Origin of the sequence: Pseudomonas putida (genome assembly GCF_004357765.1) — a bacterium.
GTDB classification, from domain to species: Bacteria; Pseudomonadota; Gammaproteobacteria; order Pseudomonadales; family Pseudomonadaceae; genus Aquipseudomonas; species Aquipseudomonas putida_U.
Genome location: NZ_SMTE01000010.1, coordinates 134115 through 153492 on the forward strand (window position 1 = coordinate 134115; position 19378 = coordinate 153492).

Annotated in this window: 16 protein-coding genes; 4 read left to right on the forward strand and 12 right to left on the reverse strand. The window is 64.3% G+C overall.

All coding sequences use genetic code 11. The features are described 5' to 3' along the window. The first annotated feature begins 98 nt into the window (after positions 1-98). Genes E2H86_RS16595 through E2H86_RS16610 form a run of 4 tightly spaced genes read left to right on the forward strand, consistent with a single transcriptional unit; the run spans position 99 to position 4624 of the window. Positions 99-1625, forward strand: a complete 1527-nt coding sequence (locus E2H86_RS16595) for an MFS transporter (protein ID WP_133329742.1) — start codon at positions 99-101, stop codon at positions 1623-1625. A gap of 28 nt (positions 1626-1653) precedes the next feature. Continuing rightward, on the forward strand, positions 1654-2715 hold the full coding sequence (locus E2H86_RS16600; protein WP_133329744.1) for an HlyD family secretion protein: 1062 nt from the start codon (positions 1654-1656) through the stop codon (positions 2713-2715). Further along, a complete protein-coding gene (locus E2H86_RS16605) occupies positions 2712-4160 on the forward strand; it encodes an efflux transporter outer membrane subunit (protein ID WP_133329746.1) in 1449 nt (482 codons plus the stop codon). Before E2H86_RS16600 ends, E2H86_RS16605 begins: the two co-directional genes overlap by 4 nt. Positions 4161-4174: 14 nt before the next feature. Next, complete coding sequence (locus tag E2H86_RS16610) at positions 4175-4624, forward strand: SDR family NAD(P)-dependent oxidoreductase (RefSeq protein WP_133329748.1); 450 nt, start codon at positions 4175-4177, stop codon at positions 4622-4624. Here E2H86_RS16610 and E2H86_RS16615 read toward each other — a convergent pair. The 12 genes from E2H86_RS16615 to E2H86_RS16670 all read right to left on the reverse strand — a co-directional run bounded on the left by E2H86_RS16615 (position 4621) and on the right by E2H86_RS16670 (position 19351). Next, entirely contained in the window at positions 4621-5445 is an 825-nt protein-coding gene (locus tag E2H86_RS16615; protein ID WP_133329750.1) for an SDR family oxidoreductase, read from the reverse strand. The two genes, E2H86_RS16610 and E2H86_RS16615, sit on opposite strands and share 4 nt — an antisense overlap. A 114-nt stretch (positions 5446-5559) precedes the next feature. Continuing rightward, positions 5560-6024: a multidrug transporter gene (locus E2H86_RS16620; RefSeq protein WP_133329752.1), complete on the reverse strand. Its 465-nt coding sequence runs from the start codon at positions 6022-6024 to the stop codon at positions 5560-5562. Between the two features lie 181 nt (positions 6025-6205). Next, the gene (locus E2H86_RS16625) at positions 6206-7660 is read right to left on the reverse strand and encodes a mannose-1-phosphate guanylyltransferase/mannose-6-phosphate isomerase (RefSeq protein WP_133330014.1); all 1455 of its coding nucleotides are present in this window, start codon (positions 7658-7660) and stop codon (positions 6206-6208) included. A gap of 38 nt (positions 7661-7698) precedes the next feature. Then, positions 7699-8346, reverse strand: coding sequence for an alginate O-acetyltransferase AlgF (locus tag E2H86_RS16630; protein WP_133329754.1), 648 nt, complete (start codon positions 8344-8346; stop codon positions 7699-7701). Positions 8347-8363: 17 nt separating this feature from the next. Continuing rightward, positions 8364-9521, reverse strand: a complete 1158-nt coding sequence (locus E2H86_RS16635; protein WP_133329756.1) for an alginate O-acetyltransferase — start codon at positions 9519-9521, stop codon at positions 8364-8366. An 11-nt stretch (positions 9522-9532) separates the two neighbouring features. Next, positions 9533-10993, reverse strand: a complete 1461-nt coding sequence (locus E2H86_RS16640; RefSeq protein WP_133329758.1) for an MBOAT family O-acyltransferase — start codon at positions 10991-10993, stop codon at positions 9533-9535. A 124-nt stretch (positions 10994-11117) separates the two neighbouring features. Then, positions 11118-12221, reverse strand: a complete 1104-nt coding sequence (locus E2H86_RS16645; RefSeq protein WP_133329760.1) for a mannuronate-specific alginate lyase — start codon at positions 12219-12221, stop codon at positions 11118-11120. Between the two features lie 7 nt (positions 12222-12228). Further along, on the reverse strand, positions 12229-13680 hold the full coding sequence (locus E2H86_RS16650; protein ID WP_133329762.1) for an alginate O-acetyltransferase: 1452 nt from the start codon (positions 13678-13680) through the stop codon (positions 12229-12231). A gap of 13 nt (positions 13681-13693) precedes the next feature. Continuing rightward, entirely contained in the window at positions 13694-15253 is a 1560-nt protein-coding gene (gene algG / locus E2H86_RS16655; protein ID WP_133329763.1) for a mannuronan 5-epimerase AlgG, read from the reverse strand. Between the two features lie 19 nt (positions 15254-15272). After that, positions 15273-16751 (reverse strand): alginate export family protein, encoded by a 1479-nt coding sequence (locus tag E2H86_RS16660; RefSeq protein ID WP_133329764.1) that lies wholly within the window; start codon positions 16749-16751, stop codon positions 15273-15275. Further along, positions 16748-18172, reverse strand: coding sequence for an alginate biosynthesis TPR repeat lipoprotein AlgK (gene algK, locus E2H86_RS16665; RefSeq protein ID WP_133329765.1), 1425 nt, complete (start codon positions 18170-18172; stop codon positions 16748-16750). Before algK ends, E2H86_RS16660 begins: the two co-directional genes overlap by 4 nt. 12 nt (positions 18173-18184) lie before the next feature. Then, positions 18185-19351 (reverse strand): alginate biosynthesis protein Alg44, encoded by a 1167-nt coding sequence (locus E2H86_RS16670; RefSeq protein ID WP_133329766.1) that lies wholly within the window; start codon positions 19349-19351, stop codon positions 18185-18187. Positions 19352-19378: the final 27 nt, after the last annotated feature.

Below are 19378 nucleotides of genomic sequence, written 5' to 3' on the forward strand. Positions count from 1 at the left end.
CCAGACGCAACTTAAACCTTCCGAGAAGTCAGTTTTCGTAAGCATTCGACCTTCTTAGACTTGTCCAGCCTGAAAATTATTGCTGGAGATGTCTGTTCATGAGTGCGTTGTCCACCCCCTCCGCCGCGACTGCCGCTGCGCCTGCGCAGGCGGCTTTTGGCCTGCGGGTGGTGGTCGGCCTGCTCGGGGTGTTGCTGGCGGTGCTGTGCGCCGGCCTCAACGAAGCGGTGACCAAGATCTCCCTGGCGGATATCCGCGGCGCCATGGGCATCGGCGCCGACGAAGGCGCCTGGCTGTTGGCGGTCTACAGCGCAGCCTCGGTGTCGGCCATGGCCTTCGCCCCCTGGCTCGCCACGACGTTCTCTTTGCGCCGCTTCACCCTGACTGCGATTGCCGTGTTCGCCGTGCTTGGCCTGCTCCAGCCCTTTGCTCCCAACCTGCACAGCCTGATGCTGCTGCGTATCGTCCAAGGCCTGGCCTCCGGCGCCCTGCCGCCGATGCTGATGAGCGTTGCGCTGCGATTCCTGCCGCCGGGCATCAAGATCTATGGCCTGGCCGGTTATGCCCTGACAGCCACCTTCGGCCCCAACCTAGGCACGCCTCTGGCCGGGCTGTGGACCGAATACGTCGGTTGGCAGTGGGCGTTCTGGCAGATCATCCTGCCGTCTGGCCTGGCTATGTTCTGCGTCGGCTGGGGCCTGCCCCAGGACCCGCTGCGCCTGGAGCGCTTCAAGCAGTTCGATTGGCGCGGCGTGCTGCTCGGCCTGCCGGCCATCAGTTGCATCGTGCTCGGCCTGTCCCTGGGTGACCGCTGGGGCTGGTTCGATTCGCCGCTGATCAGCTGGTTGCTGGGCGGCGGCCTGCTGCTGTTGGTGTTGTTCATGTACAACGAATGGTCCGAGCCGCTGCCGTTCTTCCAACTGCGCATGTTGTCGCGGCGCAACCTGAGTTTCGCCCTGGTGACCCTGGCCGGGGTGCTGATCGTGCTTTCCGGCGTCGGTACCATCCCGTCGGCGTACCTGGCACAGATCCAGGGCTATCGCCCGGCTCAGACCAGCCCTCTGATGCTGCTGGTGGCCATGCCGCAACTGATCGCGCTGCCGCTGACTGCGGCGCTGTGCAACATCCGCGCGGTGGACTGCCGCTGGGTGCTGGCGGTGGGCCTGGCGCTGCTGGCAACCAGCTGCCTGGGCAGCAGCCTGCTGACCTCCGAATGGATCCGCGGCGATTTCTACCCGTTCTACCTGTTGCAGGTGTTCGGCCAACCGATGGCGGTGCTGCCTCTGCTGATGCTGTCCACCAACGGCATGAGCCCCCAGGAAGGGCCTTTCGCCTCGAGCTGGTTCAATACCGTCAAGGGCCTGGCAGCGGTGGTCGCCGGGGGGCTGATCGATGCCCTCGGTACCTTGCGCCGGCACTTTCACTCCAACCACCTGGTGGACAGCCTGGGCAATGCACCGCTGATCGACGACAACGCTGCCGGCCTGGCCAGACGTATCCACGACCAAGCCCTGGTGCTGACCTCGGCCGACCTCTACCTGGTCATGGCCGGCGTCGCCGTGGCCTTGATCTGCCTGATTCCTTTCGTGCCTACCCGGGTCTATCCGCCGCGTGCGGTGGGTTGAACGCCGGATGAATTCGAGACCGCTGAAAATGAACCACAACCGCAAGAAAATCGTGATCGGCTCGGTGATCGCCGTGGCCGTGCTGGCGGGCCTGATCGGCCCCTGGATCTTTGGCAGCGACCGGCGCCAGAGCACCAACGACGCTTATGTGATCGCCGACTACACGGTGGTCGCGCCCAAGGTCGCCGGCTTCATCAAGGAGGTCCTGGTCGAAGACAACCAGCAGGTGAGCGCCGGCCAGTTGCTGGCGACCATCGACGACCGTGATTACCAGGCCGCGCTCGATGCCGCCCAGGCCCAATTGCTGGTGGCCAAGGCGCAGAGCGCCGATGCCCGCGCCACCCTGGACCGCCAGGGCTCGCTGATCGTCCAGGCCGAAGCCGCGGTGAAAGCCGCCCAGGCCGAGGCGGCCTTCGCCGATCACGAGGTCAAGCGCTATAGCCGCCTGGCCGAGCAGGGCGCCGGCACTGTGCAGAACGCCCAGCAGGCGCGCAGCCGTGTCGACCAGGCTCGGGCACGACTGGCCAATGCCCAGGCGGCGCTGGTGGCGACGCGCAAACAGGTCGACATCCTCAGCGCCCAGGTGGCCAGCGCCGATGGCCAGCTCAAGCGTGCCGAAGCCGGCCTGGAAAAAGCCCAGTTGGATCTGTCCTACACCCGAATCACCGCGCCGGTGGACGGCATGGTCGGCGAGCGAGCGCTGCGTGTCGGCGCCTTCGTCAACCCAGGTGCGCGACTGCTGTCGGTGGTGCCGTTGCAGCATGCCTACGTGGTCGGCAACTTCCAGGAAACCCAGCTGACCCACGTGCAGCCGGGCCAGCCAGTGAGCATCAGTGTCGATACCTTTGCCGGCCAGACCCTGCATGGGCATGTCGAAAGTATCGCCCCGGCCACCGGGGTGACGTTCGCCGCCGTCAAGCCGGACAACGCCACCGGCAACTTCACCAAGGTGGTGCAGCGCATCCCGGTGAAGATCGTCTTCGATGACGGCCAGCCTTTGCTCGAGCGCCTGCGCGTGGGGATGTCGGTGGAAGCGACCATCGACACCCACGGCGACACGCTCAAAGGCACGGAGGTCACTGCTCGATGAAGCCCGCTCTGCGTCTGAGCCCGGTGCTGTTCGCCATCGTGCTTGCCGGCTGCACCCTTGGCCCCGATTTCCAGCGCCCCGACAGCCAGGCGCCGCAACGCTGGTTGCCCTTGCAGGGCGAGGCGGCTGCGAGTCAGCCGCAGGCCGAACCGCTCGAACTGCGCTGGTGGGACAGTTTTCACGATGCGCGCCTGAGCGCGCTGATCCAGCGTGTGGCCGAGCGTAACCTGGACCTGCAGATGGCCAGCGCGCGCTTGCTGCAAAGCCGCGCTCTGCGCAGTACCGTGGCTTCCGAGCAGGCGCCGTCGGTGGATGCCAACGTCGGTTACAGCCGGGCGCGCAACAGCGCCGAAGGCCTCAGTGACCCATCCGGGCATGCCGGCAAGTCGGCTTTCAACCTGTGGCAGGGCGACCTGGTCGCTGGCTGGGAGCTCGACCTCTGGGGCCGTGTGCGGCGACAGGTCGAGGCGGCCGATGCCTCGGTGGAAGTGGCGGAAAACGACCGTCGTGGCGTGCTCCTGGCACTGCTTTCGGAAACCGCTGGCAACTACATCCAGTTGCGTGCGGTGCAACACACTCTGGCGGTCACCGAGGACAACCTCAAAGTCGCCCAGCACAGCCTCGAGCTCTCCGAGGATCGGCAGGCCGAGGGCGTCGCCACTCGCCTGGACGTGGCCCAGGCCAGTGCCCAGGTGGCCTCCATCGAGGCGCGCCTGCCGACCCTGCAGGCGCGCCGTGACGATCTGATCAACGCCCTCAGCCTGCTTGCCGCAGAGCCGCCACGCAGCCTGCAGGCTGAGTTGCTGGAGGGCGGCGATGTACCGACGCCGCAGCAGACCTTCGCCATCGGCCTGCCATCGGAGCTGGCTGAGCGACGCCCCGACATCCGCCAGGCCGAGGCGCGTCTGCATGCCGCCACGGCCAGCATCGGCGTGGCCAAGGCCGACTTCTACCCGAGCATTCGCCTGTCCGGCAATGTCGGCTTCCAGGCCATGCAGTTGGCGGACTTCGGCGCCTGGGATTCTCGCCGCTTCGCCTTTGGTCCACAGCTGTCGTTGCCGATCTTCGAGGGTGGCCGGCTCAAGGGCACCCTGCAATTGCGCGAGGCGCAGCAGCAGGAAGCCGCGCTGAACTATCGCAAGGTGGTGCTCGGTGCCTGGCATGAGATCGACGACGTGCTGCGCTTGTACAACGCCAGCCAACTGCGCCGCGATCACCTGGCCGAGGCCGTACGGCAGAACCGCATCGCCCTGGAGACCGCCCAACGTCAGTACGTCGAAGGGGCCGTAGACTTTCTCAACGTGCTGAGCGTCCAGAGCGCGTTGCTGGCCAGCGAGGAACAGTGGATCGACAGTTCGGCGGCGGTGGCCCAGGCGCTGGTGGGCCTGTACAAGGCCCTGGGCGGCGGCTGGCAAGCGTTCGACGAGCAGCCTGCGCAAGCCTGATCGAGGACGCCGCGATGCATCTGGCTTTGAACGGCAAACGCGCAGTGGTGTGTGGTGCCACCTCGGGCGTGGGCCTGGCGACCGCCATTGGCCTGGCTCGAGCGGGTGTCGAGGTGGTGCTCATTGGTCGCAGTCAGATGGCGGTCGATGCTGCGCTGAAGGCGGTCCGTGAGCAACTGCCGAAAGCGCGGATCATCGGCATCGCGCTGGATCTGGCCACTGAAGCGGGCACGCGGACACTGATCGAACGCGTGCCGCACACCGACATCCTGATCGATACCCTCGGCGTTGGCGAGGTGCTGTGGCGCCATTACATCGTGGGCATGGCCGAGCGCGGTTGGGGGCAAGTGATCCTGCCTGCCGACAGCGCGCTGCCGGACTTGGCCGAGGTGGCGGTGCATGGCCTGCCGAAAGGTTCGCCCGCAGAGGTGGCGGCGCAGGTGGTGGTACGGGTCTCCTGCTAGAGCGGGCGCGTGAGCCCGAAGCGTTTGCGCAGGACGGCGTCCAGCACGCGCTGCGGCAGTAGGCGCGCCAGCAGAGGCAACGCTGTGCTGCCATTGCCCAGGCGCACCAGCGCCGGTGCCGGGTTCTTGCGTGTAGCCGCCAGCACGCCCTGGGCGAATACTGCAGTAGGGGTCGGTTTGTCCTGCGAAGCGCGGGCCCGGGCCTCGACATAGCTGCGCAACGGCCACCATGGCGAGTCGGCCGCCAGTACCTGCGCCGCCTCGCGCTGGGCATTGCTGGCGAACTGCGAAGCGATGGCGCCGGGCTGTACTTCCATTACCTGGACGCCGAACGGCGCCAGTTCCAGGCGCAGAGCATCGCTGAGGGCGTGTACCGCGGCCTTGGATGCGCAGTAGGCACCGGCGAACGGCGTGACCAGCACGCCCGACACGCTGCCGATGTTCACCACCAGACCGCGTGCCCGGCGCAGCAGCGGGAACAGGGCGCGGGTCACGCCGACCAGGGCGAAGACATTGGTTTCGAACTGCTGGCGCATGGCGTCCACACCGCCGTCGAGCAAGGGGCCCATGGCGCCATAGCCGGCGTTGTTGATCAGCATATCGAGGCGGCCATGTTGCGCTTCGAGCTCCTCGGCCAGGCGCGCCAGGGCATCGCTGTCGTTGACGTCCAGTTGCCGGGCGGTGAAGCCGGCGTTGGCGAGTATTTCGACGTCTTCGGCCTTGCGGGCGGTGGCCCAGACGTCATGGCCGGCATCGCGGTAGGCGTCGGCCAGGGCGCGGCCGATGCCGCTGGAACAACCGGTGATGAGGACAGTGGGCATGGAGACGAGGCCTGTGATAGAGGTTTTCCGTGCTGGCCCATTCGCGAGCTCGCCCACGGGTACCTTGTAGGAGCGGGTTTACCCGCGAAGAGGCCGGCACAGACACTAGGAAATCTAGTTGGCAAACGTACCTTGCAGCCGTTCAGCACGAAACTCAAGGGTCTGTGGCCGGTACCCGGACCGCAGCGGCGGCAGCGGCAGGCAGTCTTTCCACTGCGCTCCAGGTTGCAGCTCGCCTGGCCCGCGATAGCGCGGCGCGTTATAGGTATTTTCCGCCAGATTCACACTGTCGCCCGGCGCATAAGCCGCCACGCGCCAGCGCAGTTCGATGAGTGGCACGTTGTTGCCGTTTGTCATCTGCACCTGCAACGCTCGATCCGCAGGGCACTGATCAGGGGCATAGCTCAGGCGCAGGTCCAGGCGCGCAAGGCGTGAAGCCTCGCGGTTGTCTTGCCAGGCGACGAACAGCGCGACCAGGGCCAGGCCGCACACGGCCGCCATGGAAATCGGCAGGGCCTTGGCCGGGTAGCGCAGCAGCAGCACCAGCCAGGTGAGGATGAGAAAGGCACCGATGATCATGTTGGGCGAATTCCATTCGGGTCTCGAATCATCTTGGAGCGGCAAGTCATAAGCTGCAAGCTTCAAGCTTCAAGCTTCAAGCTTCAAGCCACAAGCCACAAGCAAAAGCGGGACGGTGGTGAGCCCACACCTGTAGGCTCCCCACCGTCCCGCTTTCGCTTGTAGCTTGCAGCTTGCAGCTTTACTGCGCGATGGTCTTCACCGAAACGCCACGCTCGATCGGCGTCGAGGTCCGCCCGTAGACATCCTCGAAGCGCTCGATGTCATCCTCGCCCAAGTAGCTGCCCGACTGCACTTCGATGATTTCCAGCGGGATCTTGCCGGGGTTGCGCAGACGGTGGACCGAGGCGATCGGAATGTAGGTCGACTGGTTCTCGGTCAGCAGGAACACGTTTTCGTCACAGGTCACTTCGGCAGTGCCCGACACCACGATCCAGTGTTCGGCGCGGTGGTGGTGCATCTGCAGCGACAGGCTGGCGCCCGGCTTGACGGTGATGTGCTTGACCTGGAAGCGGCCACCCATGTCCACCGAGTCGTACGAACCCCACGGACGGTAAACCTCGAGGTGGTTCTGGGTTTCGCTGCGGCCCTGTTCGTCGAGGGTCTTGACCATCTGCTTGACGCCTTGGACCTTGTCCTTGTGGGCGATCATCATCGCATCCTTGGTCTCGACCACGACGATGTTCTCCAGGCCGATCACCGACACCAGCTTGCCGTTGCCGTGGATCATGCAGTTGCGGCTGTCCTGTACCACTACGTCACCCTTGGTGACGTTGCCGTCGGCATCCTTGTCGTGCACTTCCCACAGCGACGACCAGCAGCCCACGTCGCTCCAGCCGGCCGACATCGGTACCACGCAGGCGCGCTGGGTCTTTTCCATCACCGCGTAGTCGATGGAGTTGTCCGGGCAGCAGGCGAAGGTGGCTTCGTCAATGCTCAGCACATCGCCGTCTTCGGCGCTGCGCTCCAGAGCCAGCAGGCAGGTGTCGTAGATATCCGGATCGTGCTTCTTCAGCTCCTCGAGGAAGCGGCTGGCACGGAACAGGAACATGCCGCTGTTCCAGAAATAACCGCCGGTCGAGACGAATTCGGCGGCACGCTTCTCGTTGGGTTTCTCGACGAACTGGGCGACCCGCGCCACGCCTTCGGGCAGCAAGGCGTCCTGGACCGAACGGATATAGCCGTAACCGGTTTCCGGTTTGGTCGCCGGCACGCCGAACAGCACCATCTCGCCGTTTTCGGCAGCCACGGTGGCCAGGGCCAGGGCACGTTGCAGGGCCTTCTGGTCATCGATCACGTGGTCGGCGGGCAATACCAGCATCAGGTCGTCGCGGCCCTCGTTGACCAGCTTCATGGCGGCCATGGCCACTGCCGGGGCAGTGTTGCGCCCGAACGGCTCCATCATGATGCCTTGGGTCTCGAGCTTCAGGGCGTCGAGTTGTTCCTGGACGATGAACTTGTGATCCTTGTTGCAGACCACCAACGGCGCGTCCATGCCTTCGAATACCAGACGCTCGAGGGTTTGCTGGAACAGGGTGTGTTCACCGGTCAGGGCCAGGAACTGTTTGGGGAACTGCTTGCGCGACAGAGGCCACAGACGGGAACCGCTACCACCAGAAAGAATTACCGGGATCATCATGTTTCTCCAATAAAAGTCGTTACGAGGCAGGGGGATCAGTTGCTAGCCACGGGGCGAGTTACCCACACCGGCGACAAGGCGTTGCCGGAACCGGTTACATACAGCACGGCCGCTTCGCCGCGCTCCAGAGCGACGGGTTTGACGTCGCCGACTTTCTTGTCTCCTGCGTACAGCGCCATGCTGACCTTGACCGGGTTGATTTCACGCTGACCAGTGCCCTTGGCGGCTACCGGCTTGACCACTTCGGTCTTGCCGTCAGCGGTCTTCAGGCTCAGTTGCTGGTCGCTCAGGTTCTGCACGCGAACCAGGGCCTTCTGCTTGTTCTTGAATGGCGCTTCCTCGATCAACTGCGGGGCACCGTTGGCGTTGTTGACCAGGGTGTAGTACTTGTCCGCGGCGAGCTTGACCGGCACGCTCTTGCCAGCGACCTGGGCGGTGTAGTCACCCCCTGGGAGGAAGCTGAAGTCGCTGCTGGACTGGGCGCCCACCTGCTTGATCTGGGTATTGCCGACGGTGGCGGCGGCTGGCGCGCTGGAGGCGTTGTACAAACGCACGAAGGTCGAGCCTTTCGGTGCGCTCGGGCCATACAGGGCGGCGTCGGCGCCGGCAAACGCCTGCATGGAAGCGAGAGACAGGCCTGCCGCGAGGGTGAGGGCTTTGGCAATGGAAGTCTTGGTGGTCATGTGCGTGTTCCTCTCTATCAGTGGCTCGTCTGGTTGGACGACAGCGCCAGGTTTTCATCGGATTTACGGGTACCCTTCAGTTGCGCGATCCACTGCGGATCGAAGCTGCTGAGGTCGTTTTTCATTGGCAGATAACGTTCTGGGAATTCCCACACCACCACTTGTGGTGCGGCGTTCTTGAAGGCGTCGCTTTGCAGGTACTTGAGCATCGGCAGCAACGGGCCGTGGCCGTCTTCGGCGTAGTTGGCGACGTCGCTGTGCAGCGCCTGCTGTAGCGCGCCAAGGAAGTTCCAGTGCGGATTGGCGCTGTAGCTGGTACCCACCAGCGCTACCGGGATCTGGGTGTCGGCGAACAGAGCGTCGCCGCCTGCTTCGTTGCCCTCGGCCGGACGGGTCGAGCGTTGTTGCAGGCTGTCCGGCGGCGGCAGCAGGTCGCTGAACAGCGGATCGAGGGGCAGGAAGTTGGTCAGGTCGCCTTTGTACGGGGCCGTCTTGCCGGCGTCGGTGACGAAGGCCTGGGGCTCGCCGCTGAGCATCTTCTGGCGACCGACCGCTTCGGCCAGTGCCTGTGCCGCCACTTCGGCGCCCATCGGCGTCCAGTGGGTATCGGTGCGCAGGAACACCTGACCACGAGCCTTGGCCTGCTCCAGCGGGGCCATCAGGTCGGGGGCGAACACGTTGGCCTGGCGGGCCTGGGCGTGGAACTGGTTGTACAGGTCGTCGTGCAGGCTGGCCGGTTGCTCCTTGCCAAGGTACTCGGCGTAGACCCGCGCCTTGGCCGGGACGATCGCCAGCACCAGCTGGCTGCCGTGTTTGCGCAGGGTGTCACGCACGCCCTGGATCAGCGCCAGGTTCTCCTGCATCAGTTGCTCGGCACCGGCGGTCGGCTTGAACTCCTCATCGCTGAACAGCCACTGTTCGCGGCCCAGGACCACGCCGGGGCGGCCTTCGTTGAACAGCTTGAAGTCCAGCGCTGCCCAGAGGTTGGTGCCCAGGCGCTTGATCGGGAACTGCTCGTCGTAATGGGTCTCGGCGGCCTTGGCCAGCTTGCCGTTGAGCAGGGTCATCTGGCTGGTGCGGTTGAAGCTTTCCAGGCCGCCGACCGACCAGGCGCCGAGCCCGACCAGCAAGCCGAGGAACGACAGCGAATAGGTGATACGTAATGTCCGGGTCATGGTCGTCAACCTCAGAACTGGAAGTACAGGAACGGCGAGTAGCTCTGCGCCGAAAGTTTCAGGATCGAGGCGACGAACAGCAGCAGGATCAGTGCGCGGGTCATGACCCGGGTCCAGTCCAGACCGATCGAGCCGTCGGCATTGACCTGCGCCGGCGTACGCACGGCGGCGGGCGGCGTGGCGTTACGGTAGAAATCGCGCAGGCCGAAGAACGCCAGGGTGAGATAGGCGATCACCAGGGTCGCGACTTGCAGGCCGGTGAGCTGGGAACGATTGAGCTCCGACAACTGCCACTCACCGAAGCTGAACATGGCGCCATACATGCGGGCGGCGACGTGCAGGTTCTCGGCGCGGAAGATCACCCAGCCGACCACCACCAGGAGGAAGGTGAACGCCCACTTGATCGGGTTGAAGCGCTGCGGGTTGGTGTCGATGCCCAACGCCCGCTCGATGGCCAGCCACATGCCGTGCCAGGCGCCCCAGATGATGTAAGTGAAGTTGGCACCGTGCCACAGGCCACCGAGCAGCATGGTCAGGAACAGGTTGCGGTAGGTGTTGAAGGTGCCTTTGCGGTTGCCGCCCAGGGTGATGTACAGGTAGTCGCGCAGCCAGGTGGAGAGGCTGATGTGCCACCGGCGCCAGAACTCGGTGATCGACTGGCTGATGTAGGGCTGCTTGAAGTTTTCCATGAAGCGGAAGCCCATCATCAGGCCCAGGCCGATGGCCATGTCGCTGTAGCCGGAGAAATCGAAGTACAGTTGCGCGGTGTAGGCCAGTGCCCCTAGCCAGGCGTCACCGGTGGTCGGGTTCTGCAGGGCGAAGCAGTGGTCGGCGACCACCGCCAGGGTGTCGGCGATGAACACTTTCTTGATGAAGCCCTGCATGAAGCGGGTGCAGCCTTCGGAGAACTTGTCCAGGGTGTGGGTGCGGTTGTTGAACTGATCGACCAGGTCCTTGAAGCGCAGCACGGGGCCGGCGATCAAGTGCGGGAAAATCGCCACGAACGCCGCGAAGTCGATCAGGTTGCGCGTGGCTGGGGTATCGCCGCGGTAGACGTCGATGATGTAGCTGATCGACTCGAAGATGTAGAACGAGATACCGATCGGCAGCAGCACGTGGGTGAGGATGAACGGCTCCAGGCCGAACGAAGTGATGATCGCATTGAGGCTATCGACGCCGAAGTTGGCGTACTTGAAGTAGCCGAGGATCGCCAGGTCGATGCCCACGCCCAGCAGCAACCAGCGCTGCGCAGGCTTGGTGCGCACGCCGGCGGCGCCGACCTTGAGGCCGATCCAGTAGTTCCACAGCGTCACCCCGGCGAACAGCGCCAGGAAGTCCACTCGCCACCAGGCGTAGAAGATGTAGCTGGCGACCAGCAACAGCAGGTTGCGATAACGTTGCCCGCTCAGATAGTACAAGCCGAGGAAGATCGGCAAGAACAGGAACAGGAACACGTTGGACGAGAAGACCATCCCGGTTCTCCTAATTGTTCACAGCACAGGGCAAAGCGCCCCCCAAACCCCCCACGGCAAAACGCGGAGGGCGACCAATATTTCCTCCAGGAGCGGAGTTACCTGCTCCTAGAGGGGTGTTGCGTTACTTCTTGAGCTGCGCATTCGGGTCGTAGACCCGGGTCAGATCACCGCCCAGACGGAAGCTGTTGAACGGCTGCATGCCGTGCTTGCGCTGCTGGGTGTCACCGACGCACTGGTACAGCGCGCACCAGGGTTCGAGCCAGGCGTACTTGCTCTCGACCTTGAGGTCTTTCATGTCCTGTTTCACCCCGGCCCGCTGCGCGAAATGCTGCGGGTCGCGTGCGCCGGCCAGCACGCCTTCGCCCAGGCGCTGCAAGGCGAAATTGTTTTCGCTGCGCAGATCGACACCGTTGGCCTTGGCGAAACTGGCGATCATCGCCAGTGGCGGCAGGGCGTAGTTGTGGTAGGCCAAAGCGCGTTGCTTGCGCTTGATTTCGTTGGGCAGGAAGCCTTGATCGTCGACCTGGTTGGCGCCGATCTTGTATTCCTTCACTGCCCAGTCGAACAGATCGCGGCGGTCGGTGGCCACGGCGGTGGCCATGACCGACCACGCCGCCCAGTAGCTGTGGTTGTTGATCTTCTCCAGCGGCAGGTCGCTCCAGTCGCGCACGGTCTGCTCGGCCAGGCGGGCGAACCATTTCTCGATCAACTCGGCCTCGGCCTGGTGCGCCGCCAAGGGCTGGGACTTGGAGAATTTCAGGCGCAACCACGAACCGCTCATGCTGCCCAGGGCCCATTTGCGCATGGACTTGCCGGTGTGGTTGTAGTCGGTCGACAGCAACGCGCCAGCGCGTGCCCAGCTTCCGAGCCAGGTCAGGGTGCAGTCGAGTTGTGCGGGGCGGCCGTCGCGCATGTACTGCCCGACCATCTTGCTCACGCCTTTCTCCAGCGTGGTGATGTCGGCGGTGGAGTCGCGGAAGGCCTTTTCCGCAGCTACGTTGAGCGTCGAGCGGGCCTTGTCCGAACCTTCGTACTTGCTGCGGAACTGCAGCGGACCGGTATAGGGCGTGGGTGCGGCCTCGCAACGGAAATTACCGTCGCTGGTCTTGATCTTCTCGATGCCTTCGTAATAGCCCTGGGGTGGCACCAGCGCTGCCTGGGCGGCGCCGCCGAACAGCGCCAGGAGCAGCAGGGAAGGGCACGCGATTCGCTTGATTGGATTCATGCTGACCTCACTGGCTGGCCTGCGCGGTCTGCGCTGGCACAGCGAAGTTGTGGCGTTTGCACAGCTTGGCTTCGACTTTCTGGGTGCCGTTCTCCGGCCCCTGAACCTCGAATGCCAGCAGGCTCTGGTCGGCCCAGTCCTCGTCTTCACGCATCTGGAAGACGAAGCGGCCATTGGTGTCGGAGGTTTCCGGCTTTTCCAGCTTGATGTCTTCGTGGCGGCCGTTGAGGTACCAGAGGGTGGCTTGCATCACCTTGACCGACGGGTCCTCGAACTTGACGTCCATCTGCAGATTGCGATTGACCAGGTTCTTGATGACGCCGCCCTTACCGTTGACCATCAGTTCGTTGGTGCCGGGCTTGAGCGTCTTGCTCGCGCTCATCAATGCCGGGCGTGCATCGCAGCCATCGTCGAGCAGGGCGAGGATCTGTCGCCAGATGGTTTCCTGGTCCAGGCGATACAGGGGCGAGAATTCCCAGATGAGGATCTTCGGTGGGTGGTTCTGGAATTCCTCGCTGCCCAGGTACTCGATCATCGAGCCTTCCAGGCCGCCGCCGGGGAAGGCGACGTTGAGCACATCGGCACCGATGTACTGTTCCAGGAATCCGGCGAAGTTGTAGTTCTTGCCACTGTGGCTGGTGCCCACCAGGGTGATCTCGGCGTTGCCCGCGTCGCCGAACAGATCGTCGCCGCTGGCCTCGCCGCCGGCTGTCGCCTTTGGTTCGGTGGTGAACTGATCCATGTACTGGATGGCGTAGCGGGTGCCGCACAGTTGCCCGGCCACGTTGTGCAAGGTGCCGGTCTTGCCCATGCGGCCGGACACGTGGGTTTCGAATTCCTTGCGCGGGATGCCTTCGAAGGCCGGCATCTGGTGCACGGTATCGGCCACGATCTTGGCTGCGCGCTGGGCGCCGTAAGGGGTCCAGTGCTGGTCACCACGGAAGTAGAAATCCTTGCCCTGGTCGGCGGCGGCCAACTGCTCGTTGGTCAGCGGCGACAGGTCAGGCACGTTGTAGCCCATTTTGGCGAAGCGCTGGAGCATGGCCTTGTAGTTGCCCAGGGCCTTTTGATAGTTGAAGGCGGCTTTCTCTTCAGGCTTGAGCATGTTGCGGTTCACCAGCCCGCGGGTCGGCTGATAGACGACCACCAGTTCCACGCCGCGCTTCTTGAAGGCATCGTGCACCTGCTGCAGCCGCTTGTAGCCGCTTGGCGTGGTGTCGAACTCGGTGCGCAGGTCTTCGCGGGTACGGAACAACCAGTCGCCCTGGGCTTGCACCAGCGTGGTGAAGTTCTGTTGGTAACGGGTGGTGTAGCGGCTGGCGTCATGCGCCTCCGGGCACAGCTGGCAGCAGGGCTCGGCGGTGAAGGTCGGTGCCTTGACCTCGTCGGCCTGCACGCCTTGGCTGATGGCCAGCAGTGCGGCGGACAGGCCCAGCAGTTTCATCAGGTGTGGAGTCATGGTCTGGGCTTCCTTAATCGATCATTTCGGTCTGGCGTTCGACCGGGTCGATCAGCACGGCTTTCTGCTGGCGCACCAGCAGGTCGAGAATTTCGTCCTGGCGCTCGCCCAGCACGCCATTGAGGGAAATGCCGCTGGCCTTGCGCGGGGCGAGCATCTTCACCTTGTACAGTTCGACCGACAGCGGTGAGTCGATGGACAGGGGGCCGGAGCCGTTGGCGACCAGCTCGCCACCGACCACGATCAGCGACACCTTGGTGTCGAACGGATCGAGGGCGATGTCGCGGTCGGTGTCGGACAGGTCCTTGATGTGGCCGTAGATGCCTACCAGGCCATTGGCGAAGGCGACGTTCTCGTAGACACGGATGTTCACGCTGTTACGCACGCGGATGCCGTGGCGGCGGTTGTTGATCAGCTTGTTGCCCCAGATCAGGTTGTCGCCGCTTTCGTACAGGGTGATGCCGTCGGTGTGGTTGCGGTAGATCTCGTTGTAAGCGATCAGGTTGTTGACGCTGTTACGGTCGATCACCACGCCGGAGAGCTTGTTGTCGAAGCTCTTGTTGTTGATGATCCAGCTGTCGTTGACCTCACGCGAGACGATGATCCCGTGCTTCTTCTTGGTGCCGTACACCGTGTTGCCGGCGATGATCAGGCGGTGCGAACGGTCGTGGGGGTCGATGCCGTAGACGATGTTGTCGTGGTAGGTGTTGTCCTTGACCACGAAGTCGGACGTCTCATAGCAGTAGAAGCCGTACCACATGTCGCTGAAGGTCGAACCGATGATCCAGCCGGTGGGCTCGGTGCGGCCCATCTGCTTGGCCATGTTCGGCGTGTACTGCGAGATGCTCACACCATAGGACTTGGACTTGGCATAACCGAAGCTGGCCATGGTGGTGTTGACGATGTAGGTCTCGGTGCCGCCCCATGACAGCAGGAACGGGCGAAATGCCTTGGGCGTCTGGAAGGTCGCAGGGCCGTTGGCCTTTTCGCGCCAGCCGGTGACCTTGGTGTCGGTGACGAACAGCTTGCCGTCATTGACCATGAACGCGCCGCCTTCCTCGGACAGACGCAGTTCCTTGACCTTGCCATTGATCTCGAGGATGCCTTTGTGGCCGACCACGATCGGCAGGCGCGCCAGGTAGACGCCCGGCTCGACTTCACGCAGGTATTGGTTGGGCACCTTCTTGCTCAGCTCGACCAGGTCGATATGGCCGTCGTCGACGAAGATCGCCTGTGGGATGCCATGCTGGCGCTGCACCCACTCGGCTGCCTTGTTGTCGCCACCGACGAATTCCTTGAGGGTGTCCTCCTGGAACATGCGGCGGATGCTGACCTTGCCCTTGTGGCTGCGGTCGATCTTATTCTGCACCGCTTCAGCGGTGTAGCCGCTGAGGTCGGGCAGCTTGGGTGGGTCCAGGTGCAGCGGCTCGACCGGCGCGGAAGACACCGTGTAGGTCTTGGCCTGCTGCAGTTCCTTGGCGATCACCGCAGGTTCGGCGGCGACCGCCAGGCCGCTGGCCAGCAGCAGGGCGCTGGCCAGAAGGCTGTGTCGTAGGTGCGGGTGAAGGTTCATGACAGGTCCTCTCCCGGCGTCAGAAGCGCCAGATCACATCGACGAAGGCGCGGTGCATGTACGAGTCAGCTTCTTTGCCGTAGGCATCGCCTGGCTTGAACACGCCGGCGCGCAGGCGCACCAGGGCCGATGGCTCGTCGATCGCCTGGCTCATCGAAGCCGGCAGCAGGCCTTGCTTGAAGTACTTGGTGACGACCACGTCCATTTCCTGGCCGAGGTCTTTCTCGCCATCGACCAGCGAGCGGTTCACGCCGTTGTCGTCGACCACGGCGTTGATGCCACTGGAGCCGATGTTCTGGTGGCCGTCGACGCGCCAGAACTTGTGGTAGATGACGCTGGCGTCGTAGTCCTCGCGCAGTTGCCAGGACGCGAACAGCGTGGCCGCCTGCAGGTTGCCGAGCTCGCCGCGGAAGGCTTCGCCGAAGCGGTGCACACGCGAGCGGGTACCGGTGAAGTTGGAGCGGTTGCTCTCCAGGCCGGTTTGCTCGAAGTTGTTCGAGCCATCGTCACCACCGCCGCCGCTACCACGGGCGTAGGCCGCGCCGACCTGCCACTGCGGGTCCAGGCGCAGGCGGATGCCGAGGTCGGTGGCCCAGGCGTTGACGTCGCCGCTCTGTTTGCCGGTGGCGACCCGGTCGTCCCCAACCTGTTGGGTGCTGAGGGTGTCGCGGTCGCCGGTCAGCCAGGTGACGCTGCCCCAATAGTTGATGGTGTGGTCGTTGCGCCAGTTGTAGGCGTCGCTGTTGGCTTCCAGGCCCAGCCAGGTGAGGTCGCCGGTGCGGGTCTTGTCCAGCCCGTCGACGGTTTCGCCTGGGTTCTTCAGGCTGCCGCTGTCATGGGTATGGTGCGCACGCAGGCCGACCCAGTGGCCAGGTGTCCATTGCGCGGCGACGTTGCCGTAGACGTGGGTGCGGTCCTTGTCTTCGGGGGCCAGTTCGGTCAGGTCGGTACGGTATTCGCTGAAGCGCTGCGCCACGCCCAGGTCGGCCTTGAGCAAGGTGGTGTCGAAGGTCCAGTTCAGCGCTTCGATGTTGGTGTCGCGCCACATGCCGTCGTCGCTGCGCAGACGCTGGCGACCCAGGCGCAGTTGCTCGCCCGGGTAGGCGGTGAGGCCGCTGTAGCCGATCCAGAATTCGCGCATGGCGAGGTAGCTCTTGTCCTGCTCGCGACCGTCGACCGAGGTGTCGGTGCGGGTGCCATCGTCGTTCTGGCGCAGGGTGTCGGTCTCGATGGTGTCGGTGGCGGTGACCGCCTGGCCCATCGCATAGGCGCTCCAGTTGCCGCGCTCGCCATACACCCAAGGGCGCAGGTCCAGGCCCAGGCCATTGACGTCACCGCCGGAGCGGGTGCCCAGGTCGCGATCGTCTTCGGACTGGCCAGTGATTTTCACGTCCAGGCCGAAGTTCTTCTGGGCGGTCATGTCTGCAAGGGTCGGGCACGACCACAACAGGGCGAAGCTCAGGCCAATGCCGGCTTTCACGAAGGGGTTGAGCGTCATAGCGAGTCCTCACCATCTACTGCTTGGTCGTCTTGAACGGCCTCGAGGGCCAGGATGCTGTTGGCGCCTTGGGCCATGCTGCCGCGGGCCTTGGCTTCCTGCTCCAGCAGGCGCTCAGCCTGGCTGCGTTGCTCGGGCGTGAGTTGGGTGTCGATCTGCTGCAGCAGTTCGGTGGACTGCGGCGTCGGGTTGAGCTGCGAAAGCTTGGCGAACACCCAGGCATTGGTGTTATCGGTGCGCACGCCACGGCCTTCGGCGAACAGCTGGGCCAGGGCGTAGTCGGCGCTGTTCTGGCCGCCACGGGCGGCGATCAGCAGGTGATCCACGGCCTTTTGCGGCTCGACGTTGCCCAGATAGCCACGGCGGTAAAGCTGGCCGAGGTAGTAGTGGCCGCTGAGTTCACCGGCATCGGCTGCGGCCAGCAGGTGCTGTTCGGCTTTCTGGGCATCGGCCGGTACCAGCTTGCCTTCGTAGTAGAGGCGGCCCAGCAGCAGCTCGGCGCGCGGCTGTTCGGCTTCGCGGCCCTTGTCGATGTAGGCCATGAGTTGGTCGGTATCGCCCAGCTCAGGGAAGTCGTAGAGCAACTGTGCCAGGCTGACCCAGGAGGCCGGATTGACCGGTGCCACCTGCTCGAGCAGATCCTTGGCGGTGTTCTCGTCGGTCTGGCCGAGGGTGCGGTCGGCCAGCACGCGGGCGACGCTGTCGACCCGCGATGCAGGGACCAGGCCACGGGCGTAGGCGGACTTGAGCTGGCCGAGCAGGGCAGCTTGCTGTTCGGGCTGGGCACGTTTCTGGTACACGGTGGCCAGTTCGACGTAGCAGATGTCGGTGGTGCTCAACGCCGCTTTGCAGATCTGCTCCACTTCAGCCAGGTGCTGGTCGTAGGTGCCCTGGGTGCGATACAGCAGCACCTGGGCCAGACCCGCTTCCGGGTTGCCGGCGGCGCGCCACTGATCGATCTGTTGCTGGGCGTTGACGTTGGGGAAGCTCTGCGGGTACTGCAGGTAGAGCATCGCCAGCGGCACCAGGGTATTGCCTTCACCCTGCTTGGCAGCCAGTTTGAGCAGGGTTTCGGCCTCTTCACGCTCGGCCTGGGTGGTGCCGGGTTTGGCCACCAGCAGGCGGCCGAGGCGCGCCTGGGCTCGGGACGAGGTGGCGGCGGCCTTGCGGTAGGTGGCCTCGGCTTCACGCATCTGCTCAGGGTCGCGCGAGGCGACCTTGACATCGGCCAGGCCGACTTGTGCATCGCTGTAGCCGAGGTCGGCCAAGGCCTTGTAGTTGCGCTCGGCCAGGGCGGTGTCACCGCGCTTGAGGGCCTCGTTGGCCAGGCGCTGGTCGGGCAGGCCGGCACAACCGGCCAGGGCGATGGCCGTGGCCAAGGCACAGAGGCTCAGGCTTGCGCTTTTCTTGTAGGGAATCATCTCGGGATCCTCTTACAGACCACGGGCCATGGCTTTGTCGATCAGCCAGTCGAGCGACGGACCACGGTCACTGCTGACGGCGGCTGGGCGTCCGGCCAGTTCGGCCGGCAGGGTGTCGTCAGGCTTGATCTGCACGCGGATATCGGCGGCCAGGTTTTCACTGTCCAGGCTGCTGCTGTTGACGACCTGGCCGGTGCGCACGGCGTCTTCGCCGGCCACCTGGAAGTTGACCCGGGTGCCTGGTTTGACCTTGTCGAACTGGCGGTAGCTGAAGCGTGCCTCGACCATGGCCGTGGTGGTACGCGGCACCAGTTGGAAGATCGGCTGACCCTTGGCGGCATATTGGCCATCGTCCACCAGTTGACGCGAGACCACGCAGTCGCACGGGCTGGTAAGGGTGCCCGACAGCTGTTTGCCGAACAGTTCCTCGATCTTCGCGGGCTCCAGCTGCGAGTCGCCCAGGCCACCTTTGAGCATGTCCAGCATGCTGGTGGTGAAGCTCGCCAATGGCGCGCCCTTGGCAACCTGACCGCCGCTTTGCACCAGGCTCTGCACGGTGCCGTCGCGCGGCATGGTGATGTTGGTGGTGGGGACCGCGACCACGCCGGCTTCGGCCTGGCTGACGAAGTACATGCCGTACAGCGATTTGGCGACGAAGCCGAAGGCGGCGACACCGATGACGAACACGCCCAGGGTTACGCCGACGGCCCTGATCCGACCGAAAGCGGACAGGCCGCTACCGGTATCCTTCTGCTTGCGTGCCTTGGTGAAGTTGTCGCGCTGCAAGGTGCTGAGCACGTCGCCGATGGTGATCAGTTCACCGGACAGGTGACTGGTGATGATGTGGCGCAGAGTCGAGATATCGCGGGGTTCGAGGTTCTGGAACTGGGCTCCGGTGCGGCCATCGGCGACGTTGTAGGAGCGCACCTGGAACTCGATGTCCATCGACAGGCCGAGGTTGTCGACCACGAACTGCAGACGTCCGCGCAGCACTTCGCCGATCGAGAGATGCCGTTTGGTATGGAAGCTCAGGCCACCGGCGGAGAGGTCCTCGACCTTCACCTCGTGGGCTTGGCGCTCGCTGTCGAGGAAGCGCAGCTTGGCGGGAATGCGCACCCGGGCGTGTTGGCGCTGGGCTTCGGACTCATGCACGACGTTGACGTTCACGGCGGTATTCATGGTGTTTGTTCCTGTTAGTTCCGATCC